Annotated in this window: 17 protein-coding genes, 1 tRNA gene and 1 pseudogene; 6 read left to right on the plus strand and 13 right to left on the minus strand. The window is 73.1% G+C overall.

What is annotated here, in order from left to right; all coding sequences use genetic code 11:
* Positions 1 to 11 precede the first annotated feature (11 nt).
* Positions 12 to 1463, plus strand: coding sequence for a sensor histidine kinase (locus tag K1Y72_RS33280; protein ID WP_220170508.1), 1452 nt, complete (start codon positions 12 to 14; stop codon positions 1461 to 1463).
* Between the two features lie 14 nt (positions 1464 to 1477).
* Here K1Y72_RS33280 and K1Y72_RS33285 read toward each other — a convergent pair whose 3' ends face one another.
* Positions 1478 to 2269 (minus strand): metallophosphoesterase family protein, encoded by a 792-nt coding sequence (locus K1Y72_RS33285; protein WP_220170509.1) that lies wholly within the window; start codon positions 2267 to 2269, stop codon positions 1478 to 1480.
* Positions 2270 to 2345: 76 nt separating this feature from the next.
* Here K1Y72_RS33285 and K1Y72_RS33290 point away from each other — a divergent pair, with 76 nt between their 5' ends.
* Positions 2346 to 3575: an inorganic phosphate transporter gene (locus K1Y72_RS33290; protein WP_220170510.1), complete on the plus strand. Its 1230-nt coding sequence runs from the start codon at positions 2346 to 2348 to the stop codon at positions 3573 to 3575.
* Here the strand turns inward: K1Y72_RS33290 and K1Y72_RS33295 are convergent.
* Genes K1Y72_RS33295 through topA form a run of 3 tightly spaced genes read right to left on the minus strand, consistent with a single transcriptional unit; the run spans position 3553 to position 9419 of the window.
* On the minus strand, positions 3553 to 4698 hold the full coding sequence (locus K1Y72_RS33295; protein WP_220170511.1) for a DNA polymerase III subunit delta': 1146 nt from the start codon (positions 4696 to 4698) through the stop codon (positions 3553 to 3555). The genes K1Y72_RS33290 and K1Y72_RS33295 overlap by 23 nt on opposite strands.
* 19 nt (positions 4699 to 4717) lie before the next feature.
* Positions 4718 to 6691: a dTMP kinase gene (gene tmk / locus K1Y72_RS33300; protein WP_220170512.1), complete on the minus strand. Its 1974-nt coding sequence runs from the start codon at positions 6689 to 6691 to the stop codon at positions 4718 to 4720.
* Between the two features lie 28 nt (positions 6692 to 6719).
* Positions 6720 to 9419 carry a type I DNA topoisomerase gene (gene topA, locus K1Y72_RS33305; protein WP_220170513.1) on the minus strand — a complete coding sequence of 900 codons (2700 nt, stop codon included), beginning with the start codon at positions 9417 to 9419 and terminating at the stop codon, positions 6720 to 6722.
* A gap of 244 nt (positions 9420 to 9663) precedes the next feature.
* Between topA and K1Y72_RS33310 the strand changes: the two genes are divergently transcribed.
* Complete coding sequence (locus K1Y72_RS33310) at positions 9664 to 9870, plus strand: DUF5703 family protein (protein ID WP_220170514.1); 207 nt, start codon at positions 9664 to 9666, stop codon at positions 9868 to 9870.
* 854 nt (positions 9871 to 10724) lie between these two features.
* Here the strand turns inward: K1Y72_RS33310 and K1Y72_RS36830 are convergent.
* From K1Y72_RS36830 to K1Y72_RS33340, 3 genes are all read right to left on the minus strand, one after another.
* Positions 10725 to 12953, minus strand: coding sequence for a chaplin family protein (locus tag K1Y72_RS36830; protein WP_258574419.1), 2229 nt, complete (start codon positions 12951 to 12953; stop codon positions 10725 to 10727).
* Positions 12954 to 13137: 184 nt separating this feature from the next.
* Positions 13138 to 13944 (minus strand): hypothetical protein, encoded by an 807-nt coding sequence (locus tag K1Y72_RS33335; protein WP_220170515.1) that lies wholly within the window; start codon positions 13942 to 13944, stop codon positions 13138 to 13140.
* A 111-nt stretch (positions 13945 to 14055) separates the two neighbouring features.
* Positions 14056 to 15372, minus strand: coding sequence for a M20/M25/M40 family metallo-hydrolase (locus K1Y72_RS33340; RefSeq protein ID WP_220170516.1), 1317 nt, complete (start codon positions 15370 to 15372; stop codon positions 14056 to 14058).
* A gap of 118 nt (positions 15373 to 15490) precedes the next feature.
* On the opposite strand from K1Y72_RS33340, the gene K1Y72_RS33345 reads away from it, so the two are divergent.
* Positions 15491 to 15576 (plus strand) — tRNA-Leu (locus K1Y72_RS33345).
* Positions 15577 to 16303: 727 nt separating this feature from the next.
* On the opposite strand, the pseudogene K1Y72_RS37675 reads toward K1Y72_RS33345, so the two are convergent.
* From K1Y72_RS37675 to K1Y72_RS33375, 6 genes and pseudogenes are all read right to left on the minus strand, one after another.
* Positions 16304 to 17209, minus strand: a pseudogene (locus K1Y72_RS37675) (recombinase family protein); the annotation flags it as partial.
* Entirely contained in the window at positions 17206 to 17694 is a 489-nt protein-coding gene (locus K1Y72_RS33355) for a hypothetical protein (RefSeq protein WP_220170517.1), read from the minus strand. The gene K1Y72_RS33355 and the pseudogene K1Y72_RS37675, both read right to left, overlap by 4 nt.
* Positions 17695 to 17869: 175 nt before the next feature.
* Entirely contained in the window at positions 17870 to 18034 is a 165-nt protein-coding gene (locus K1Y72_RS33360; protein ID WP_220170518.1) for a hypothetical protein, read from the minus strand.
* A complete protein-coding gene (locus K1Y72_RS33365; RefSeq protein WP_220170519.1) occupies positions 18031 to 18552 on the minus strand; it encodes a recombinase family protein in 522 nt (173 codons plus the stop codon). Before K1Y72_RS33365 ends, K1Y72_RS33360 begins: the two co-directional genes overlap by 4 nt.
* 602 nt (positions 18553 to 19154) lie before the next feature.
* Complete coding sequence (locus tag K1Y72_RS33370; protein ID WP_220170520.1) at positions 19155 to 20057, minus strand: TRM11 family SAM-dependent methyltransferase; 903 nt, start codon at positions 20055 to 20057, stop codon at positions 19155 to 19157.
* The gene (locus K1Y72_RS33375) at positions 20054 to 21016 is read right to left on the minus strand and encodes a class I SAM-dependent methyltransferase (RefSeq protein WP_220170521.1); all 963 of its coding nucleotides are present in this window, start codon (positions 21014 to 21016) and stop codon (positions 20054 to 20056) included. Before K1Y72_RS33375 ends, K1Y72_RS33370 begins: the two co-directional genes overlap by 4 nt.
* A gap of 400 nt (positions 21017 to 21416) precedes the next feature.
* On the opposite strand from K1Y72_RS33375, the gene K1Y72_RS33380 reads away from it, so the two are divergent.
* Together K1Y72_RS33380 and K1Y72_RS33385 are read left to right on the plus strand one after the other, a co-directional pair.
* Positions 21417 to 22295 (plus strand): pPIWI-associating nuclease domain-containing protein, encoded by an 879-nt coding sequence (locus tag K1Y72_RS33380; protein WP_220170522.1) that lies wholly within the window; start codon positions 21417 to 21419, stop codon positions 22293 to 22295.
* Between the two features lie 564 nt (positions 22296 to 22859).
* Positions 22860 to 23792: a hypothetical protein gene (locus K1Y72_RS33385; RefSeq protein WP_220170523.1), complete on the plus strand. Its 933-nt coding sequence runs from the start codon at positions 22860 to 22862 to the stop codon at positions 23790 to 23792.
* Positions 23793 to 23945: the final 153 nt, after the last annotated feature.

A 23945-nucleotide genomic window follows, 5' to 3' on the forward strand; every position in this document is an offset into this window, starting at 1 on the left:
GGTGGGACGAGGTGGACAGACCGGTCCGGTACCTGTGTACGTGCTTGTTCGGCTCGGTGCGCTGCCGCGTCACCGTGCTCACCGTCGCCGCCGCCGCGGCCGTGCTCGGCCTCGGCCTCGCGCTGACGGTCACGGTGCTGGACCGGGCCGCCGACGACCGCGCCTGGGACAAGGTCCGCCGCACCGCCGAGCGCGTCGTCGCCGACATCCACGGCGCCCCGCTGCCCGCCCCGCCGCCGCTGCCCGGCCCGCGCGGCACCCGGGAGCCCGTCCCGGCGCCGCCCGAACCGGCCGAGCCGCGCCGCGGCGAGGCCGACCTCATCCAGGTCATCGGCGGGAACGGCGCCGTGCTCGCCGCCAGCGCGCGCCTCCAGGGCTGCCCCGCGCTGCTCGGCCCGGACGTGACCGAGGAGGGCAACGCGCTGGTCGTCACGGAGATCCACCGGTCCTTCCTGCGGTACCGCGCCGTCGTCATCGGCACGCACGCGCACGGCACCCTCTTCGGCGACCGGGTGATGGTGTTCGCCGCCGAGGAGCGCCCGCCGCAGCTCGACGGCTGGGCCGACCGGCTGACGGTCCTCGCCCTGCTCGCCTGCCTGCTCGCGCTGACCGGCCTCTGGACGTGGCGGGTCACCGGGACGACGCTGGAGCCGGTCGAGGAGATCCGCGCCCGCCTCGCCCACATCACCGGCACGAGCGACCTCGCCGAGCGCGTCCCCTGCGACGGCGGCGGCGCCCGCGAGTTCGCCGGGCTGACCGCGACCGTCAACGACACCCTCGCGCGCCTCCAGGCCGCGACCGACCGCGAGCGGCGGTTCGTCTCCGACGCCTCGCACGACCTGCGCAACCCCATCGCCGGGCTGCTCGCCTGCCTGGAGAACGCGGTGGAGGAGCCCGACCCCGACGTGCTGCGCGCCGGCGTGCGGACCGCGATCGGCGACGTGGAGCGGCTCGACGAGATCGTGAACGACCTGCTGGTGCTGTCCCGGCTGGACGCCTGCGCCCCCGTCCCCGAGGAGCGCCTCGACCTCGCCGCGCTCGCCGCCCGCGAGCTGGAGCGCCGCCCCGCCGGCCGCGTCCCGATCGAGGCGCGCCTGACTCCCGGCGCCCTCGTCACGGCGAGCCCGCTCCGTCTCGCGCGGCTGCTGAACAACCTGCTCGGCAACGCCGAACGGCACGCCGCGTCGCGCGTCGTCCTCACCGTCCGCGCGGACGGGGACGGCGTCGTCGCCGAGGTCGCCGACGACGGCGCGGGCATCGCGCCGGACGCCCGCGAGCGCGTCTTCGAGCGGTTCGCCCGGCTCCCCGAGTCCCGCGACCGCGACCCGGGCGGCACGGGCCTCGGCCTGCCCATCGCCCGCCAGATCGCCGAAACCTACGGCGGCACCCTCACCCTCATCGGCGGCACCGCCGACCTGCCGGGCGCGCACTTCGTCCTCCGCCTGCCGTCCGCGCCGTCCTGACGCGCGCCCCCGGCTCAGTCCACGAACACGCGCGCCTCGGCGTATTCCACGATCCCCGCCGGTTCGGGCGGTTCCAGCAGCATGGCGGCGATGCGCTCCGCGGCCGGATCGCCCGACGCGCGGGCCCGGTCGATGGCCTCCGCGACGTCGTAGCGGGACGCCCGCAGCTCGACGTCCGGGCCGAGCAGCGCCCAGTGGGCCGTGCCTGGCTCCCCGTCGTGGAACGGCAGGCCGACGCTGCCGGGGCCCACGCTGCGTCGCCCGGCGACCCGCCGGTCGAACTGAAGGTGCGTGTGCCCGGTCACCAGGACGCGCGCGGAACCGGCGAGCTCCGCAAAGCGCTCCGCGGGCGTCCCGGGAGTCACCGCCTCGTGGTCGCTGCGCGGCGAGCCGTGGCAGAAGCGCACCGGCCCGAGCCCCGCCACGTCCACGACGACGCTGAACGGCAGGCTCTCCAGGAACGCCGCCGCGCGCGGCGAGTGCAGGCCCGGCAGCCAGCCCTCCCGGGCGGTCGCGACGGGACGGCCGCCCGCGCGGATCTCGGTGACGCAGCGGTCGGCGTTGCCGCGCACGCAGAGCGCCCGCCCGCCGAGCCCGGCGATCAGCTCGTGGGCGCGTTCGGGCTCGGGCCCCCACGTCAGGTCGCCGCAGAGCACGACGAGGTCGGCCGACCGCACGTCCGGCTCGGCGAGGACCGCCTCGAACGCGGGCACGTTGGCGTGCACGTCCGCCAGCACCGCCACCCGTCCCACCGGGCCGTGGACGGCCGGCTCGCCCTCCCAGGGCGCGGGCCCGAACAGCCTCATGATCGCCTCCCGCCTGTTCCGCCATTGTTCACCTCCGGGCGCGCGAGGGCACGGGACGGACGGGCATCAGCCGGACATGGACGTGACCACGCTCGGCCTCGTCGGGCTCATCGCACTGGCCCTGCTGTTCGACTACACCAACGGATTCCACGACTCGGCCAACTCGGTGGCCACCGTCATCGCGACGCGGGTGCTGCGGCCCCGCTTCGCCGTCGCCTGGGCGGCGTTCTTCAACTTCGTCGCCTTCCTCATCTTCGGGACGGCGGTCGCGAACACCGTCGGCTCGACCGTGAAGACCGAGTTCTTCAGCCAGCCCGTGGTGTTCGCCGCCCTGCTCGGCGCGATCACCTGGAACTACGGGTCCTGGCACCTCGGGCTGCCGACCAGCTCCTCGCACGCCCTCATCGGCGGCCTCGTCGGCGCGGGCCTCGCCGCCGGCGGCACCGAGGCGATCAAGGCGGCGAGCGTGCGGAAGGCGCTCGTCTTCATGGTCGTCTCGCCGATCGCCGGGATGCTCATCGGCGCCGTCCTCATGCTGGTCCTTCGGCTCGTCCTGCGCGGCCGCGACGTCGAGCGCACCGAGCGCGGGTTCCGGTGGGCGCAGCTCGCCTCGTCGGCGGCCGTCTCCCTCGGCCACGGCGGCAACGACGCGCAGAAGACGATGGGCGTCATCGCCGCGCTGCTCGTCGCGACCGGCCACCTCACCGAGCACGGGGGCAAGCTCGACGTGCCGTTCTGGGTGGCGGTGTGCGCGGCGACCGCGATCGCCCTCGGCACCTACTCGGGCGGCTGGCGGATCGTGCGGACCATGGGCATGGACATCACCGCGCTCCGCCCCGTCAGCGGCTTCACCGCCGAGACCGCCGCGGCCGCCGCGCTGTTCGGCTCGACCGCCGCCGGCGCCCCCGTCTCCACCACCCACACCGTCTCCGGGGCGATCACCGGCGTCGGCACCGCCAACTCCGGCGCCACGGTCAGCTGGCGGATCTTCGGCCGGATGTCGATCGCGTGGATCCTCACCATCCCGGTCGCCGCGCTCATCGGCGCCCTCGCCTACTGGGGCACCACGATGGGCCCGAACCCCGTCGGCGCCGTCGTCATGGGCGCCTACCTGCTCGTCCTCGCCGCCCTCGTCGCCGTGTCGCTGCGCACCTCGCCGAAGGCGGACGACGTGGCGCCCGCCACCGGCGAGGAGATCGCGTTCCCGCTGCGGCCCGGCGCCGGGTCGGTCATCGGGTCCGCCCCGGACCGCTCCCCCGAGCCGGAGCGGCCGCGCGCCAAGGTCACCGCCGGCCAGCCGTTGTGAGCGCCACCGTCATCGCCTCGACCGCGAGCAGCGGGTTGACGTTCTGGCCGAGCCGCTCCCGGCACTCCATGATCGCGTCGAGGCGGCGCAGCGTCGCCTCGGGCGTCCCGTCCCCGGCGGCGCCGCGCAGCTCGGCCGCGAGGTCGGTGTTGACGAGCGCGCCGCCCGCGCCGAGCTGGAGCGCCAGCACGTCCCGGTAGTAGGACGCCAGGTCGAGCAGGGCGCGGTCGAGGGAGTCGCGCTTCAGCCGCGTCGCCCGCGACTTCTGCCGGTCCTCCAGCTCCTTGATCGCCCCGGCCGTGCCCCGGGGCATCCGGCCCTTGGCGCTCTCGCCGAGCGCCTGCCGGAGCGCCGACGTCTCGGTCTCGTCGAGCGCCTCGGTGTGCGCCCTGGCGTCCGCCTCGGCGCTCTTCACCAGCCGCTCCGCCGCCATGACGGCCGGGCCGACGCCCGTCATCCGGCGCGGCAGCCCCAGCACCTCGCCGCGCCGCGCGCGGGCCTCGGCGTCGGTGGCGAGCTCGCGGGCCCGGCTGATGTGGCCCTGCGCGGCGCGCGCGGCGGTCTCGGCCGCCTGCGGGTCGGCGCCCTCGCGCTGCACCAGCATCCGTGCGATCGCCTCCACCGGCGGCGTCCGCAGCGTCGCGAGGCGGCACCGGGAGCGGATCGTCACCAGCAGGTCCTCCGGCGAGGGCGTGCAGAGCAGCCAGAGCGTCCGCGCGGGCGGCTCCTCGATGGCCTTCAGCAGCGCGTTCGCGGCGGCCTCGGTGGCGCGGTCGGCGTCCTCGAACAGCACGATCTGCCAGCGGCCGCCCGCCGGCGACGACGCCGCCCGCAGCACCAGCGCCCGCGTCTCCCGCACCCCGTACGACAGGCCCGCCGGGCGCACCACCTCGACGTCGGCGTGCGTGCCCTGCAGCACCTGGTGGCAGGCCGCGCAGTGCCCGCAGCCGCGCGGGACCTCGGTGCACTGGAGCGCCGCGGCGAACGCCCGCGCCGCCGTCGTCCGCCCCGACCCGGGCGGCCCGGTGAACAGCCAGGCGTGCGCGGGCACGCCCCCGTCCGACGCCGCCCGCAGCTGCTCGACGACCCGCTCCTGGCCGACCAGGTCATCCCACACGCTCATGCCGACCAGGCTAACCGGCTCAGACGTCGGTGATGGCCGGGAAGGTGCTGGTGACGTCCTCGGTCCCGGCCGGCACCGGGTCGGGCAGGATCGCCCGGATCCGGTCCTGGATCGCGCGGCTCAGCTCCGACTGCGGGCGCGAGGCGTCCAGCACCAGGTAGCGGTCGGGGTCGGCCTGCGCGAGGGCGCGGAACCCGGCGTTCACCCGCTCGTGGAAGTCGGCCGACTCGGCCTCCATCCGGTCGGGCGTGCCGGTGATGCGGGCGAGCGCCACGTCCGGCGGCAGCTCCAGCAGGACGGTGAGGTCGGGCACGAGGCCCCCGGTCGCCCACCCGTTCAGCTCGGCGATCTCCTGCACCGACTGGCCGCGCCCGTAGCCCTGGTAGGCCAGCGAGGAGTCCACGTACCGGTCGGTGACGACGATCGCGCCGCGCGCCATCGCCGGCCGGATCACGTTCGCGGCGTGGTCGGCGCGGTCGGCCGCGTACAGCAGCGTCTCGGCCCGCGACGACAGGCCCGTCGTCTCGCGGTCCAGCAGCAGCGCCCGCAGCCGCATCCCGGTCTTGGTCGCGCCCGGCTCGTGCGTGGTGACGACGTCGTAGCCGTGGTCGCGCAGCCAGATCGCGGCGAGCCGCGCCTGCGTCGTCTTGCCCGCGCCGTCGCCGCCCTCGAACGCCACGAACACGCCGCGCTCGGTGCGCGCGGCCGGGGCGCGCTCGGGGACGGGCGGCGCGTACACCTCGCCGCGCAGCGCGGCGGCGAGGTCGGCGCCGAGCGGGATGCCGCGCCGGTCGTCGACCCGCCGGAACGCCGCGAGGCCGAGGACCAGCGCCACCACCGCGACGATCAGCAGCGCGGCGTGCACCCCGGTGAGGTCGTAGGACGCGCCGCCGACCTTCAGGCGGCGGTCGCCGAGGACGCCCGCGAGCGCCGGCGTCGCGGCGGCCGCGACGAGGGCCGCGACGAGCGCGGCGGCCCGCGCGTACCCGAACCCGGCGGCGCCGGCCGCGGCCGCCCAGGCGATCCCGGCGAGCAGGCCGAGGGCGGCGGCGCCCACCACGACCACCACCAGGTTCTGCACGAGCGCGGTGACGAGCAGCGCGAGCGGCGTCGCGATCGCGGCGAGGCCGAGCAGCCGCCGCCGCGAGAACGGGCCGAGGATCCGCGGGCCGAGGAACCGCCCGGCGACCAGCCCCGCCGCGAGCCCGGCGAGGACCGACCCGTACCCGGCGTCCCCGCCGCCGAGCTCGTTCGCGTACACCAGCGCGACCGAGGTGACCGCGCCCGCCGCCAGGGCCGCGCCGGCGACCGCGAGGCCCGCCGCGTCCCGGCCCCGCACGAGCAGCTTCAGCGGCGACGGCACGGCGTCCGCCGGACCGCCGGGCAGCGTCGCCGTCAGCGCGGCGGCGGCCAGGAACACCACCGCCGTCGCGTAGGCGGCGAGGTCCGCGCGGTGCGCGTCGCCGAACGCCGCGTCACCGATCAGCGCCAGGACCGCGAACAGCACGGCCGCGACCGGCGCCGTCCCGTAGGCGGCGCGCAGCAGCGACGGCGCCCGCTCGTCGCCGGCCTCCGCGCTCCCGGCGACGACCGGCTCCCACAGCGGCGTCACGCACGCGACGAGGAGCGCCGCGACGAACGTCCACACCAGGTTGTGCACGAGCGGCACCGACACCAGCAGCGCGAACCGCACGCCGTCCCCGACCGCCAGCGCGAGGCGCCGGTCCAGCCGGGACGCCGCCGCGCCCACCGCGGGCGCGAGCAGCAGCGCGGGCAGCAGCATCAGCGCGAGGACCAGCCCGGCCGCCCGCAGGCGGGCCGGGACGTCGTCGCCGCGGGTCAGCACGCCCGCGACCGCCGTCAGTGCCGGCAGGCTCAGCCACCGGCCGAGACTGGACAGCGACAGCGCGGTGCGCAGCCGCCGGAACGCCTGGGTCGACGCGACGTCCGGCGGCTCGGCGGGAAGCGACCGGTTGGCGCCCGTTCTGGTCATGTCGGTCAGGGTATCGACGCGGATGTCCTTATGAGGGTGACTTGGTGGAGGTGCGGCGGCGCGCCGGGGCCTTCTTCTTCGGGCCGCCACCGGCCGCGACCTTCTCGCGACGCTCGGCGAGCAGCTCGGCGGCGCGCTGATCGGTGATCTTCTCGATCTCGTCGCCCTTGCGCAGGCTCGCGTTCGTCTCGCCGTCGGTCACGTAGGGCCCGAACCGGCCCTCCTTGATCACCATCGGCTTGCCGGACGCCGGGTCGGTGCCGAGCTCGCGGAGCGGCGGCGCCGCCGCGGCCCGCCCCCGCCCGCGCTGCTTCGGCTGCGCCAGCAGCTCCTTCGCCTGCTCCAGCGTCACCGTGAACAGGTCCTCCTCGGCCGCCAGCGACCGCGAGTCCGTCCCGCGCTTGATGTACGGCCCGTACCGGCCGTTCTGCGCGGTGACCGGCTCGCCGTCCAGCTCGCCGAGATCGCGCGGCAGCGACAGCAGCTTCAGCGCGTCGTCCAGCGTGACCGTGTCCAGGCTCATCGACTTGAACAGCGACCCGGTGCGCGGCTTGGCGGCGTCGGCCTTCTTCGCCCGCTTCCTCTCGCCCTCGGCGGGCGCCGGCGGCTCCGGCAGGATCTCGGTGACGTACGGGCCGAACCGGCCCGACTTCGCCACGATCGTGTGCCCCGTCGCCGGGTCGGCGCCGAGCTCCCGGTCGCCGGACGGCTGCGCGAACAGCTCCTCGGCCTTCGCCGCGTCCAGCTCGTCGGGCGCCAGGTCCTCAGGGATGTTGACGCGCTCGCCGTCGCGGTCCAGGTAGGGGCCGTAGCGGCCGACCCGGACCATGATGTCGCTGCCCTTGATCGGGAACGAGCTGACGCCCTTGGCGTCGATGTCGCCGATGTCGCCGACCAGCTCCCGCAGGCCGTCCTCGCCCTCGTCGCCGAAGTAGAACCGGCCGAGCCAGCGGACCCGCTCGGCCTCGCCGCGGGCGATCTCGTCGAGGCCGTCCTCCATGTGCGCGGTGAAGTCGTAGTCGACCAGGTTGCCGAAGTGCCGCTCCAGCAGGTTGGTCACCGCGAACGCCAGGAAGGACGGCACCAGCGCCGTGCCCTTCTTGAACACGTAGCCGCGGTCCAGGATCGTCCCGATGATCGAGGCGTAGGTGGACGGCCGCCCGATCTCGCGGTCCTCCAGCTCCTTGACCAGGCTCGCCTCGGTGTAGCGGGCGGGCGGGCGGGTCGAGTGACCCTCGGCCTCGACCGCGTTCGCCGACAAGGCGTCGCCCTCGGTCAGGTTCGGCAGCCGCCGCTCGGCGTCGTCGCGGTCGCTCGCCGGGTCGTCGGCGCCCTCCACGTACGCCTTGAGGAAGCCGTGGAAGGTGATCGTCTTGCCGGTCGTGCCGAACTCGGCCGTCTCGCCCTGCGTGGACTCGCCGGCGACGCGGATCGACACCGACTGGCCCGCGGCGTCCTTCATCTGGCTGGCGATGGTGCGCTTCCAGATCAGCTCGTAGAGCCGGAACTGGTCGCCGGACAGACCCGTCTCACCGGGGGTGCGGAAACTGTCACCCGCGGGACGGACCGCCTCGTGCGCCTCCTGCGCGTTCTTCACCTTCGAGGTGTAGACGCGCGGCTTGTCCGGCACGTACTCGCCGCCGAACAGCGTCGCCGCCTGCCGTCGCGCCGCGTTGATCGCGGTCTCCGACAGCGTGATCGAGTCGGTGCGCATGTAGGTGATGAAGCCGTTCTCGTACAGCTTCTGCGCGACCGACATCGTGTACTTGGCCGAGAAGCCCAGCTTGCGGCTGGCCTCCTGCTGCAGCGTCGTCGTGCGGAACGGCGGGTACGGCTTGCGCGTGTAGGGCTTCCGCTCGACCGAACGGACCGCGTACGGACGGCCCTGCAGACGTCCCGCCAGCGCGCGCGCGGCGGACTCGTCCAGGTGCAGGGCGTCGCGGGTCTTCAGGGTGCCGTCCGAGGCGAAGTCGCGGCCCTGCGCGACGCGCTTGCCGTCCACCGCCACGAGGCCCGCCTTGAAGGCGTGCGGCTCCTCGCCGGTACCGGTGTCGAACTCCGCGGCGATGTCCCAGTAGTGCGCCGGCACGAACGCGATGCGCTCGCGCTCCCGCTCGACCACCAGGCGCGTCGCCACCGACTGGACGCGGCCCGCCGACAGCTTCGGCATGACCTTCTTCCACAGGACCGGGCTGACCTCGTAGCCGTACAGCCGGTCGAGGATGCGCCGGGTCTCCTGGGCGTCCACCAGCCGCAGGTTCAGCTCCCGCGGGTTCGCGGCGGCGGCCTGGATGGCGTCCTTGGTGATCTCGTTGAAGGTCATCCGGTGCACCGGGACCTTCGGCTTCAGGACCTCCTGGAGGTGCCAGGCGATCGCCTCGCCCTCCCGGTCCTCGTCCGTCGCGAGGAAGAGCTCGTCGGCCTCGGCCAGCAGCTTCTTGAGCTTGGCCACCTGCTGGCGCTTGTCGGTGTTGACCACGTACAGGGGCTCGAAGCCGTGCTCGACGTTCACGCCGAGCTTGGCCCAGGACTCCCCCTTGTACTTGGCCGGTACCTCCGAGGCGCTCCCGGGCAGGTCACGGATGTGGCCGATACTGGACTCCACGATGTAGCCACGCCCCAGGTACCCGGCGATCGTCTTCGCCTTCGCGGGCGACTCGACGATCACCAGCCGGGTGCCGCTGCCCCCGGCCTGGCCACTCTTCGCGGTGCCGTTCTTGGCTGGCACAGTCGCTCCAACCTCGCTGTCTGGTCTTCGTGCACGGACTCGCTACAACGTCCCACCACGGCGCGTTCATGCCCGCGCCCCGCGGACCGCGCCGCGGATCCCGCCGCCCGCCCCCTGCGGGACGGGCCGCCACGGGCTCCCCGCCACGGCCCCCGACAGGATGACACGTCACCGCCGGGGGTGCCGACCGCGGCCGTCACCTCGGGGTGCCCCGCCGTTCCCCGCCGGGCCATAATGAACAGCGATGGTGGAGTACACCTACCTGGTCCTGCGGCTCCCCCGCGGCACCACTCGGAACGAGGCCCGGCAGATCATGGCCGAGCACGCCGAGTACGGCGGCTGGGAGCTCGACCGGCTGCGCCTCTACTCCGACGGCAGCCGCCGCATCCGGTTGCGCCGCAAGATCATTCGCCAGGTCCGCACGTTCCGCCCGGCCCCGCCCGGATCGTAGCACTAGGTACGAAATCCATGACCCCTGGTAATCATTTTACCCGAGGGGCCTCGCTCATTACGTCCCGGCCCGAAGCACTCGCCTGGCGGCTCGCCCTTCGACCGCGCCTGGGGCGAGCGCGACATCGCTCCACGATCTGCCCGCGCGGCTGGGACGGTCGCGCGCCTAATGACCACCCGGTCGCCACCGTCGAGATGCGGCGTGTCGGGCACTTTCGATCTTCAAAGCGCCCGACACGCCGCATCTCGACACGGGTGATCGGGTGGCGGCCGGGACAACGAGCGATCACCCGCCGGCCCCAAAGCCTCGGGCCCGGCACGCACATGCGTGCCGGGCCCGAGCTCGTCCGGTGCGGGACGGGCGGCGGTACCGCGTCCCGCGGACATTACGCAACAAGGCTCGCGAGACCGCTTGACGGTGGACCTCCGAGTGGCCCGCCGTCGAAGCGGTCCCGCGCTCTTCCCGGCTCAGCACGCTCGCGCGGGCCGAGCCGGAAAGGCGCCCAGATGCGGGACGGGCGGCGGTGCCACGCCCCGCGGACATTACGTAGCGGGCTCGCGGGACCGTTTGACGGTGGGCCTCCGAGTGGCCCTGCGCCGAAGTGGTCTCGCGCTCTCCCCTGCTCGACGCGCTCGCGCGGGCCGAGCAGGGAAAGCGCCCAGGCGCGGGACGGGCGGCGGTACCGCGTCCCGCGGACATCATGTGACAGGGCCGGCGGGACCGCCTGGGGGCGGGCCTCCGAGTGGCCCGCCGTCCGTGCGGTGCCGCCGTCCCCGGTCCGGCGCGCTGGTGCGGGCCGGGTCAGGGAGCGTCCGGCGCGGGCCGCGTCGCCGCGGTCCGCGCCGGACGCGGGGTCAGCGGCGGCCGATCTTGCGGGTGAGGCCGAACGCGCCGGACAGCGCGGCCATGGCCGCGGCGGCGGCGAGCACCAGGAAGGAGCCCTTCCCGCCGCCGGCCATCGGGTCGCTCGCCGCGACCGGCTTCATCCGGGAGCCGTCCAGGCCGCCGAGGGTGGGCTGGACGTTCTCGCCGGCGGGCAGCTTGGACGTCGCGGGCAGCTTCACGCCGTCCAGGCCCGGCAGGTCGCTCGGCCGGCTGTAGCGGGAGTTCGACAGCAGCGGCGCCGAGACGGCCGCGGGCGCGGAGTCCTGCGCCTTCAGCCCGTCGAGCAGGGGCAGCCCGGCGCCGGTGCCGTTACCGGAGTAGCGGGCGTTGGCGGTCCGCAGGGGCAGGGTGCGGGTGAACCCCTGCGCGCCGCCGAGCAGGCCGGTGAGGCCGGTGCCGCGCGCGCCGGCCGTGGCCGGGAGCTGCGGCAGCGCGGGCATCGCGGCGCCGGGGCTCAGCGGCAGGGCCTTGCCCTGGCCGGGCATGGCGGGCAGGACGGCGTGCGCGGGCGCCGGGGACTGCGCGGCGGGCTTGGCCGGCACGCGGTCGCAGTCGTTCTTCGGGTGCCCCTTGACCGGGTGCGCGGGCTTGCCGTGGACCGGCTTGCCCGGGTGCCCCGGGTGGTGCGGCTTGCCGGGGTGCGACGGCTTGCCGTGGACCGGCTTGCCGGGGTGGCCCGGGTGGTGCGGCTGGCCCGGGTGGTGCGGCTTGCCGGGGTGCGACGGCTTGCCGTGGACGGGCTTGCCGGGGTGGCTCGGCTGGTGCGGCTGGCCCGGGTGGTGCGGCTGGCCCGGGTGGACGCCGCCCCAGCTCGGGCCGTCGTCGCACTGCGGCTGCGGGTGCCCGGCGACGGCGGCGGTGTTGCCGCACACGTCGACGGGGGTCTGCACGGGCGTGTTGGACTGGTTGCCGCCCTGGGTGTGGTTGCCCGAGCCGTTCGAGCCGCCCTTGACCGTCGCGCTGCCGTCGCACCCGGCGGCCGCGTCGCCGAGGATCGCGACGGCGTTGCCGCACACGTTCACCGGGATGGTGACGGGCGCGTTGACCTGGTTGCCCGCGAGCACGCCGGACGTGCCGGACGTCGTCTGCCCGCCCCCGCCGCTGCCGCCGTTGTGGACGGTCGCGCCGCCCTGGCAGCCCGCGCCGGCCTTGCCGAGCACGGCGATCGCGTTGCCGCAGACGCTGACCGGCGCCGAGATCGGCGCGTTGACCTGGTTGCCGCCGAGGACGCTGGAGTCGCCGTTGGTGGTCTGCCCACCCCCGGACCGGCCGCCGTTGTGCACGGAGGCGCCGCCCTGGCAGGCCGCGGCGGCGTTGCCGACGGCGTTGCCGCACACGTCGATCGGCGCCGAGACCGGCGCGTTCACCTGGTTGCCGCCGCCGACGCTGGACTTGCCGGAGGTCGTCTGGCCGCCGCCGTTGCCGCCCTCGTTCTTGACGGACGCGCCGCCCTTGCACCCGGCGACCGCGTCGCCGAGCAGCGCGGCGGAGTTGCCGCACACGTTGACGGGCACCGACACCGGGGCGTTCGCCTGGTTGCCGGCGAGGACGCCGCTCTGCCCGGAGGTGGCCTGCCCGCCGCCGCTGCCGCCGCCGTTGGCGACGCCCGCGCCGCCCTCGCAGCCGGCGCCGGCCGTCCCGAGGACGGCCACCGCGTTGCCGCAGGCGTTGATCGGCGCCGAGACCGGCGCGTTCACCTGGTTGCCCGCGACGACGCCGCTCTGCCCGCTGGTGGTCTGCCCGCCGCCGGCGCCGCCGCCGGTGCGGTGGTGGCCGCCGGCGCCGTGGCCGCCGCCGTTCTTGACGGACGCGCCGCCCTCGCAGCCCGCGCCGGACTTGCCGAGGACCGCCACGGCGTTGCCGCAGGCGTTGACCGGCGCCGAGACCGGGGCGTTGACCTGGTTGCCCGAGCCGACGCCGGACTTGCCGGAGGTCGTCTGTCCGCCGCCGCTGCCGCCGTTGCCGACCGTCGCCCCGCCCTTGGAGGCGCCGGCGGCCTTGCCGGCGACCGCGGCGGAGTTGCCGGTGACGTTGATGGGCGCCGAGATGGGCGCGTTGATCTGGTTGCCGCTCAGCACGCCGGACTCGCCCGAGGTGGTGTCGGCGAGCGCCGCGGTCGGGACGACCGAGACGCCGAGCGCGACGAAACCGGCGGTGAGGAGGGTGGCACGCGCCGTGCCAGTAGCCCAGGTACGCATGATGCTCCGTTCGGGGGAGATGATTTTTCAGGACGAATCGAGATGTGGAGGCGCGCGTCAGCGCACGCTCGCGCGCTCGTCTCGATCGGGAAGGTGACCTACGGCCGCCAGGGGACGGCGACGGACCCCGGGGCGCCGGACCCGAAGCCGCTCGGGTGCCGTGCCGGGGGTCGGCGGTCGGGAACTAGTCGGGCGCGAAGGACGGCTCGTCCGCGGCGGTGCGGACGGCCGGCGGAAGCGCACCGAAGACGCGCAGGAGCACACCCGACGGGCGCGCGAGCGCCGGCGGGCGGCGGGTGACGGCGCCGGCCAGGCCGCCGAGCATGATCAGCCCGGGGGCCGGCAGCGCCGGGCCCGCCTGCGCGGGAGCCGGAACGGGTGCGAGCGGGGCCTCAGCCTGGTGCGAGGACGAGGCGTCCGCACCGATCGGGTCGAGCCCGGGGCGGGGGATCCCCGCCATGGACGCAGCACGGTCCACGGCGCGGTGCGCGACACGGTGCGCGGGACGCCCGTGCGCGGAGCGCCGGTGCGTGACCGCGCGCCGCTGGTGCGCGGTGCGCCGCTGGGCCGGGGAGTGCACCCGCTTCGGGACCTCGGGCCGTTCGGCGCGCGGCGCGGCGTGCCTCGCGGGCACGTCCGCGGCCGGACGCCCGGCCTCGTCCCGAACCGGCGGAAGCGACGCGACCGGCTGCCGCTGCGCGGCACCGGCGGTCACGTCGTGCGCGGCGCGCTCGGCGCCGCCGCGGGCGGCGCGCAGGGCGCCGCCGGGGTCGACGGCGCGCAGCGCGTCGCCGACGACCGGGGTGTCCGCCGCGACGCCGACGGCGTCGGCGACGGGCGTGGTGTCGGCGTGCGCCGCCTGCGCGGCGCCGCCGAGCAGCCACCCGGCCGCGAGGATGCCGGCGACCACGAGGAGGCGCTGAGCCAGGCGGCCGGACGCGACACGGCGCGGCAGGGCGATGATCGCCCTCGCCACCGGGTCGCTCGCCACGTGGTCTCTCCCTCGCCGTCACCGATCATCGAGAGCGGGTCGACCGCTCCTCACGTTCGGTGACGCTAGCACCACGCATCGCACCCCCGGCGGCATTTCACCAAGGAATTCTCAAGAGCGTCCGAGGAAATCGTCGAGAACCCGTGCGCCGAAGCGCAATCCGTCGACCGGGACGCGCTCGTCCACCCCGTGGAACATTCCGGAAAAGTCCAATTCCGGGGGGAGGCGGAGCGGCGCGAACCCGAAGCAGCGCATGCCGAGCTTGGCGAAGTGCTTGGCGTCCGTCCCGCCGCTCAGGCAGTACGGGACGGGCAGCGCGCCCGGGTCCGCCGCGGTCAGCGACGCCTCCATGGCCGCGACGAGGGCGCCGTCGTACCCGGTCTCCAGCGCCATGTCGTTATAGACGAAATCGCGCTGGACATCCGGACCGAGAAGCTCGTCCACGGTCGCGAAGAATTCCGCTTCATAACCCGGCAGATAACGCCCGTCGACCTGCGCGCCGGCGGTCTGCGGAATGACGTTCGTCTTGTATCCCGCGTCCAGCCGCGTGGGGTTCAGCGTGTGCCGCAGCGTCGCGCCGATCATCCGCGCCAGCGGCCCCATCTCCTCGAGGCACTTCTCCGGGTCCTCCGGATCGAACTCCACGCCGTAGGCGAGGCAGGCCCGCTCCAGGAACGCCCGCACCGTCCCGGTGAGCCGGACGGGGAACTCGTGCCGCCCGAGCCGCCCGACGGCCTCGGCGATCGCGGTGACCGCGTTGTCCGGATGCACCATCGACCCGTGCCCGGCGGTGCCCTTCGCGGTCAGGTTCATCCACGCGATGCCCTTCTCCGCCGTCTCGATGAGGTACATCCGCTTGTCGCCGGGGACCGTCAGGCTGAACCCGCCGACCTCGCCGACGGCCTCGGTGCAGCCCTCGAACAGCTCGGGGTGCTCCTTGACGAGCCACTGCGCGCCCCAGGACCCGCCGGCCTCCTCGTCGGCGAGGAAGGCCAGCACCACGTCCCGCGGCGGCCGCCGCCCCTCCCGCATCCGCTGCCGGACGACCGCGATCATCATCGCGTCCATGTCCTTCATGTCGACCGCGCCGCGCCCCCAGACGCACCCGTCGGCGATCTCCCCGCCGAACGGGTCGCGCGTCCAGTCCTCCGCGCGCGCCGGCACGACGTCCAGGTGCCCGTGCAGCAACAGCGCGTCCCGCCCGCTGTCCTCGCCCTCCAGCCGCACGACGAGGCTGGCCCGCTTCTCGTGCGACTCGAAGATCTGCGGCTCCAGCCCGACTTCGGCCAGCTGCTCGGCGACGTACTCGGCGGCGGCCCTCTCCCCCGGCCCGGAGTTGTCGCCGGGGTTGCTCGTGTCGATCCGGATCAGTTCCTGGCAGATCCGGACGACCTCGTCCTCCGCGGTCGGCTGCTGGCCCACGTTCATCACCTTCGCGCCTGGGAACACACGTACCCGACCATGGTGCCCGCTCGATCGACTTCGCCGCGACTCCTGACCTTTGGTATGGTGAAGCACGCTGCGGGGCACCGCGGCGAGCACACCTGTCCGGGTGGCGGAATAGGCAGACGCGCTAGCTTGAGGTGCTAGTGCCCTTTACGGGGCATGGGGGTTCAAGTCCCCCCTCGGACACAAACCATTCCCCCATGTGGAGGTCAGGCGCCAGCCGGGCCTCCACTAGGTGTTTCTGGGGGTAGTAGGTCATCCGGAGGCCGAGCCGGTTGTAGAGGTCCGCCTTGTCGTGCGGGTCGGCCGACGCGACGACTTTCGCGAGGTCTCCGAGGTGGTGGAGTATCTCCGCGATGCGTTCCCGCGGCGCTCGGTTGTGTTCTGAGCTGCGGAGCTGCCCCTCCAGCCGGGCGCGTACCTGCTTGGTGTTGTTGATCCATTCACTGACCTCGGCGGGGTCCGCACCAGCGTCCAGGGCGGCCCGGTACTGCCTGAGCTTGGTCTCGCACTTTTTGATCTCCTTGCGGAGCGCGGCGGTGCCGAGTTCTCCGGCGTCGTCGCCGGCCGTGAGGATCTCGATGGTGGCCGCGATGCGGGTGGGGGCGAAGACGGTGGCGAGCCATCCGTCGATTTCGTTTCCGATCTCGGCTTCGCGCAGGTAGACGGTTTTGGGGTGTTCGATCTTGTTGGTCAGGGCGTACTCCTGGGGGAACTTGCACCGGTAGTACGCCTGGTCGTTGTTCCAGGTGCCCTCCATGTTGCGTTCGCAGTACCCGCAGCGCACGCAGCCCCGGTAGGTGTAGGGGTGGGTGGCTGCATGGAGCTTGTGCCTGGTGGGGCCCCGACCCTTGGACTCGCGGAGCTGCTGCGCCTGCTCGAATCGTTCGAGCGGGACGAGGATGTCGTGCACGGGAGATTGGGACCAGATCCACTTTTCCTTGTCATTCCAGCGCTGCTTGGTCACGTGCCCGAGCGCGACGTCGGTGACATCGATGAGGACCTCGTCCTTGCGCTGCTTGTTCCAGACCTGGTGGCCGGTGTAGCGCGGGTTGGTGAGGATCGTCCGGATGGCGCTCTTGGACCAGGCGATCTGGCAGCGGTGGCCGTTGCGGTCGGGGTCTGCGGCCGAGGGCGAGGGCACGCCGCGGCGGGTGAGCTCCTCGGCGATGTCGAGCAGGCCGCGCCCTTTGAGGTACTGCTCGTAGATCCACGTGACCACCAGCGAGTGGGCCGGGTGCGCCTTCAGCTTGTGCAACCGCTTCCCGTCGGCGGCCTTGGCGGGATGGGGATGCGGGCCGGCGTCGATGAGCTCATAGCCGTAAGGCGGTCGGCCTCCCAGATAGCGGCCCTCGGTGGCGGTGATGGCGTTCATCGCGGCTCGCACCCGCAGCTTGACGCGGTTGCGTTCGCCCTTGGACAGGCCGCCGAAGACGCCCATGATCATGTCGTGGGCCTCGTTGGCCGGGTCGATCGGGCCGCCGACCTCGGGCACCCACAGCTGCACGCCGTAGTGCTCGAAGACCGGGAAGGTCAGGCTGTACTGGTTGCCGTAGAAGGCGCGTTGCGGCTCGCCGATGACCACGGCCTCATAGCCGCGATCGGGATTGGCCAGTTCGGCCAGCAGGGCGGAGGCGTGCGGGCGCCGCTGCCAGGGGATCGAGCGGGACTTGTCGATGTCGAAGAACTCCGCGACGATCTCCCCGCCGCGGGGTTCGATGAGCGCGCGCGCCCGGCCCAGTTGCCAGGCGTGCGAGGCGTCGGGGTCCTGCTTGTCCTCGGTGGAGACCCTGCCGAGGAACGCGAAGCGTCCGCTCATCGAGCGTCACCGTCCTTCCCACAGTCCGTGATGTGTTGCGGGCAGACCGGCGGGGACGGTGCGGCCACTCCTGCGAACAGCAGGAGGTAGAGGACGTGCGTCGGGTTGGTGGGGTCGACGGGTCCGGCGGTTCCCAGCGTCCAGAGCTGTTTGCCGTGCAGACGCAGGTAGGCGTTGAAGTCCCACAGGGTGACGCCGTGGAAGGTGTGGCGGTTGAGTTCGGGGATGACGACGGCGTCGAACAGGTCGGTGCCGACGGCCTGGGTGAGCGCGCGGGCCTGCGGGCACTGGTCCCAGGTCGGTCGGCCGCGCCGGCTCGTGCCCGGCTGCTGTTCGCGATCGAGATCGAAGTAGCGGGCGACGATGCTGCCATGGGGCGCGGTCAGTTCTTCGGCCGCGGCCAGGCAGCGGCATTCGTGGAAGCGGGGTGTGAACCTCTCGGTGCCGCGCATGATCGCGTGTCCGTAGAGGGCGAATCGCATCATGGGCTCTGGCGACGGTGAGTTCGGTCGGGACACTCGGCCTTCTCCTCGCTGTGATCGGGGTGGAGCTGGTCATGTGCGGTGCGCAGGAGGGCAAGCAAAGCGCGGGCCGCGCCGGGGGTGAGCCGAGGCGGCTCGTCCGGCACGACCACGCGCGGTGCCTTCCTGTCAGGCGCCTTCACCGCCCGCCCGAAGGCGGTCGATCGCCTGCGCGCGTCCGGTCGCCGGTCTGAGCGAGCTTGTGGGCGCGGGTGTGGCCGATGCCCGGGGCGCGTCCGGCGGTCACCAGGTCGACGGCGGCGGGCAGATTCTTCACGTCGGCGGCGGTCGGCCTCGGCGTCACGATCGGCCTCCGGCCGAGGAGCCGTCGGCATCCGGGCGGGATGTTGGGCCGTTCCCCTCACCTGCGGTGCCGGTGTAGATGCTCGCCATCAACGCGTGTTCGGGGTTCGTCGGGTCCAAGGGGCGGTGGATGCCGGGCGTCCACAAGGTCATGCCGTGGCGGGCGAGCAGGGCGACCACGTCCCACACGTCGTCCCCGGCGAAGAGCCAGGGGGTGATGTTGGCGACGATGAGGGCGTCGAACTCGTGGCTGGGCAGGGCGTCCAGCATGAGGCGGGCCTGGGGGCGCTGTGTCCAGGGGCGGAGTCGGGGGTGGAGGCGGTGGTCGGAGTCGATGTCGTAGTACTGGGTGATGATCTGGCCGCCCAGCTGTTCGGTCAGGGTCTGGGCTCGGGTGAGGTCGCAGAACTGCTGGTCGCGGCCGGGGGTTTCGACCAGTGGGCCGGTGCACGTGTAGCCGTAGAAGGCGAACCGGGTCGGTGCCGGGCGGTGCTGGTCGCCGGGGCGGAGCTGGGGCATGGTCGGGTCTCCTTGCGGGTGCGGTGGGTGGAGTTGTGCGGACGAGTTGCCGCGCAGGGGCCGCAGTGCGCGGGCCGCGGCGGGGGTGAGCCGAGGCGGCTCGTCCGACGTGACCGTGCGCGGCGGCTTGCTGGGTGTGGCTCGTGGTCGGAGGCGGTCACCGCCCGCCCGAGGGCGGCCGGTGTGCCGGAGGTGTCCGGTCGCCGGTGGGTTCCGGTGGCCGGGCCGCGCCGTCGCGGCCGGGGTTCGGCCGGGGGCGTGGCGGGTCGATGACCGCTCCCCTTCATCCGGATTGTCAAGCCCGCGAGATACCGCCGACCTGCGCGGATGCGCGGTGACCGTGGAGGCGGTGTGCTGGGTACGGCCGGATGGGGATGTCAGGTGCCAGAAGACGCCGCAGCGGTAGGCGCGCAGTCGGGTGCCGGGCGAGGCGATGCGGGCGGCCCTGCGGGCGTCGCGGCGGGAGAGGTACTTGGCGCTTCCGCATCGTCCGCAGGCCCCCATCTGCAGGCGGGCGACCAGTTCGGTGGTCTTGCTGAAGCTCTCATCGGTGCCGGCGCGCCGAGGCGCCTGGCCACGCCTCAGCCGCATACGGCGGCTCATCACCGCTCTCCCTTGGGGTAGATGGGGCGTTGGAAGACCAGCAGGTCTTCGTGGGCGGTGGCGCAGGCCGGAAGGCCGCGGTCGCGGGCGCGGCGGGTCTCCAGGCCCTGGAAGAAGGAGGTCCGCGGGACCAGGCCGCCGCCGCGCAGCCCGGCCAGCAGCGCCACCAGTCGCTCGGTCAGGACCAGGTCGGCGCGTTCGGCGGCCTCGATGACGGCGCCGGGCAGGTCGACCAGTACGCCGCGCACTCGGATCGGGCGGACGGTGATCGCGGCGATGCCGCCGGGCTTCAGCAGTTCGGCGGCGCCGGTCAGGATGCGCTCGAAGCCCTCCATCAGTCCGGGGAGGGGCTGGTGGGCGAGGTTGGCGCGGTCGCGGGAGTAGCGGTGGTTGGCCTTGGTGACCTTGCCGCCGTTGTCGCGACCGGTGGTGACGTGCCCGTGCGTGTGCGCCCCGTAGGGCGGTGAGGTGAGCACGAGCGCGGCTTGGCGGTGGTGGTAGGGGAAGACGCCGGTGATGGTGCGGGCGTCGCCCCAGACCACCGATCCCGTGCCGCAGGCGCCCTGGTGGTAGGCGCGGGCCATGTTGGCGGCGGCCATGCGCGCGAAGTCGGCCTCGTACTCCATGCCGATGGCGTGCCGTCCCAGGTGAGCGGCCTCGACCAGGGTCGTGCCGATCCCGCACATGGGGTCGACGACCAGGTCGCCGGGCCGGGTGAAGGCGGTGATGACCTGGGCGGCGATGGCAGGCAGCATCTTGCCCGGGTGGCGCATCGACTCGGGCGTGTAACGGCCCTTGCGCTGGTCGCGCGAGGGCTTTTGCGCGGTGGCCAGCACCGACAGCAGCAGCCGCTCCCCGGCGCCGGGGGTGGAGGGGCTGGGCGGGGTGAGGTCGCCGGTCATCGCGCGTCTCCCTGCTGTCCGGCGGTGGCGGGTTTGGTGAACAGGCACACGTCGGCATGCACGCGCGCGATGGGCGGCAGTGCGGGCGAGTGTGGTGGGCGCAGTTCGGCGATCTGGTCGGGGCCGGCCTGTACGACCAAGGCGTCGCCGTCGATGGGGACGCGCAGCGCGATGACGTGCTGGATGTAGTGGAACCCCAGCAAGCTCGCCTGGCGGATGACGCGCGGCGCGGGGTCGGCCAGACGTCCGGTGGGCTCGTGGCGGGCGGTGGTGATGACGGCCAGGGTTCCGCCGGGCCGCAGCACCTTCCACGCCCCGGCCAGGAACAAGGCGAGCTGCTCGTGCGAGAGCATCCACAGCTCGGCGCGGCACGCCGGGCACCGCAGGTCGCCGCCCTTGGCGCTGTGCTGCCCGCCGACCTCGTACGGCGGCGGGGCGGCCACGACGAGGGCGACCTCGCCGAGGTGGTCGGCCAGTCCGCGCGCCATCTGGTCGGGGCGCGTGGGGCGCATCGCCACCGCCGCGAGCTGTTCGGCGGGCAGGGTCGCGCGCAGGCGGGCGCCGATGTGCTGGGCGAGCGGGAAGTGCGGCACCAGCGCCACACCGCGCCGGCCGGTCTGCGCGGCCGCGATCAGGGTCGCCTCGCTGCAGGTGAACCCTTCGGCGACCACGTCGCCGGGGGCGGTGCAGGTGGTGATGAGCTGGCGGGCCAGTTCGGCGCCGACGGCGCGCTGGTGCAGCCCGCACAGCCGTGCGGTGCCCTGTCCACGCGGTCCGCCGTCAGGTGAAGCGGACGAGGAGGCGGGTGGCGCGGTGGGCGAGGTGTCGGCGGCGAGCCAAACGGTCAGCGGCAGCAGACTCCGCGCGGTGACGGCGCGGCCGGAGTGGCCGGTGCCGGATCGCTCCGGTGGGTTGGAGGGATTGGTCGGGTCGGGCTGGTCGGGCGGTGTGGTGTTCATCGTGAGTGACCCGCAACGGTCACCCGGTCCCTGTCAGGTAGAAGCACCTCGGTCGGCCCGATTCCCGCGCCAGCCGGGTAAAACCTTGCAGGCTCCTGAGCTTCCACCCGTAGCTATCCCGCTGAGGTCGGGAGCCAGATCGTTGGTCAGTGGTCCCGAGTCCTCCATCTCGGTGGAACGGTGCTGACGGGTTCGAGGACTACTTCATGCTCGGCGCCGGGCTGTAGAGACCATCGTCAGCAGGCCGAGCCTGAAGCCGAGTGGTCCGCTCGATAACCAGCGGCGGACTGTCGGTACGGAGAGTTATTCTGAGTGACGTAGTGAGCGGGAAGCGCTCCAGAGCGCTGCCCACTGTTTTCTGTCGTACGTCAGTCGATACCATTACGCATGGAGGGTTGATATGCCGCGAAAGGTCACTCCTGCTCAGTACAAACGCATGGTTGACGACTACAACCGTAAGCAGAAACAGGCCATCGACAAGTACAACCGCGAGGCCGCCGCACACAACCGCAAAGTGAACCGCGCCATCGACGACTACAACCGCGAAGTACGCGCGCACAACGCGCGCGTGCGATCCAATCAACAGCGACTCGCCGCCGAGATCTCGCGGTTCAACCGTCAGCGCTCAACGACCCGTTACATCACGGTGCAGACCTCTACTATCGCGCTGCACACCGCGTACTCTCACGTCGATGAACAGTCTGAACTGTGGAATGAGCGCGGGCAAGAGCTGGCCGACTTGGCGGAAGCCGAGACGGCCAACAGCGCATACGTCGCTAACGCCCTTCTGGGCGAGACAGCCGCCCACGAGGAAGAGATCGAGGAAACGTCACTCACTGACGAGTTGTCCGCCCTGTCACTAGACCTGCATAACCGCTGGGAGGGCGCCCGGTTCGCAATCAATCCACGAAATCCTGACGCTGCACGACACTTCTGCACCAGTGCTCGCGAGGTCATCGTAGAGCTGATCAACATGAAGGCTCCCGACGCCGCGGTGCTGCAAGCCAAGCCCAACTGCGAGCGAGGACCCGATGGCAAGGCGGTCGCGCGGCGAGAGAAGATCGGCTACCTGCTCGATTTGAACGGGGCTGACTACGAAGCTCTGGGCGACTTCGTAGAGACCAACGTCAATGACGTAATGAACCTGTTCTCCCAGTTCAACAAGGGCACACATGGCACGGCCGGACGTTACGACATCCCCGCCCTTCGCACGATCAAGCACCGTGTCGAGGATTCGATTCGATTCCTGTCCACTCTGGTCCGAGGCTCCAGCCGCTGAGCCAGCCGTCACCGGGCAACGCGGGATCGGGTAGTTGAGGGTTTCGAGTAAGCGATCGACACCGAGTGGACGGTCCGCCGATGGACCTCGACTTACAAACCGGTGATGCCATCTGAGACTTCGCCGCTGCTAAAGATGCCCGTTTTGGCTTCACGCCCAGCAGCCGGCGAAGGTGTCAACCAACTCAATGATGATCACAAGTGCTATCCCTTGAGGAAGATCGGCGACGAGGGCACGGGTGGTGTCGTGCCTTCGCACACGGCGTCGGCAAGCCCTTCACCAGCACGACTTCATCGTTGAACATCTCTTTGCCGACGACCCCAAGCTCGGGGTGTCGGCCCAGTTCGGCGTCCTCATGAAGGATTGAGGTGGCCTTTACCCATCAGGCATCACCTCAGCGCGGTCTTCTCTCGTTCGTGCAGGTCAGGGGTCTCATGGAAGGCCGTCTTCGAGTGAAGCCGCTCCGCCACATCCTTCCCTGTTTCCTCCCTCACCCCTCCTAGTGCCTTCCTGGTCGTGGTGGATCTGTGGTGGCAACTCATCCGGCTCACCTCGGAGGTTGCCTTGCCCGACCGCGACATCTGCCCCCCGTTCCCGCTCCCCACCCCCGCCACGGTTTCCGCCCTGACGTTCGTCCCTTCCCTGCTGTGGAGTGAGCGGTGCTTCGGCAACGCCATCGAGCAGGTCGCCCACGCCTTCCGGCTGCTCACCACCGGCCCCGCCCCGCTCTCCCTGGACCTGACGCCCCTGGGTCACGGCCTGCCGTGCCAGGTGATGGGGCTGCACGAGCTGGAGGGCCTGCTGCTGCGCCGCGCCGGCGGCACCACCGCCGACGGCGAGGCGATCGACGCGGTCTGGCGCGCGCTGGTGCAGCACGCCCGCACCGGCAAGGCGGCCTGGGTGATCGGATGCTTCGGCGTCGCCCTGCCCGGACTGCGGCGCGCCGCCGCCCGCGCCGTGCGCGGCTGCGACCGCGACACCACCGCCGACATCACCGCCGAGATGGTCACCGCGTTCGTGGCCGCGCTCGCCACCGTCGACCTGGACCGGCCCGGCATCATCTCCCGCCTGGTGTGGAGCGCCCGCCACGCCGCCAACCGCACCCGCCAGCGCCTCACTCGCGAGCACGTCTTCGACCCCACCGACCCCGACGACCCCGTCACCGGGGAACTGCTGCGCGCCCCCGCGCCGCACGAACCGACGCCCGCCGAGGCGCACCGACACGACACCGAGATCGATCCCTCGGCCGCGATCGCCGATGCCGTCGAGCTGGGGGTGCTCACCCGGCACGAGGCCGACCTGATCACCGTGACGCGGCTGGGCAAGGTGAACGTCACCGACCTGGCCAAGCGCCTGGAGGTGCCGCGGCGGCGGCTGTACGGGCAGCGCGAGCGCGCCGAGGCCCGCCTCGCGGCGGCGATCCTCGACGGTCAAGTCCCGGTAAAGCCCGGCGGGCGCGGCGGGAATCGGGCTTCGGCGCCCTCTTCTACCTGCTGAAGGGCGCGGCGGCGGAGCCGGACTGGCCGGGCGCACGGTTCACCCGGTCCCCACCGCTCACCGGATCTGAGACGCCTCGAAGGAGGACGGCCCAGAAGCCCCGCCGGTCCGGCTCCGCCGCCGCCCCTTCACCCGCCCCGCACCTCATCCACC

It is taken from the genome of Actinomadura parmotrematis, from assembly GCF_019458805.1.
GTDB lineage: Bacteria > Actinomycetota > Actinomycetes > Streptosporangiales > Streptosporangiaceae > Spirillospora > Spirillospora parmotrematis.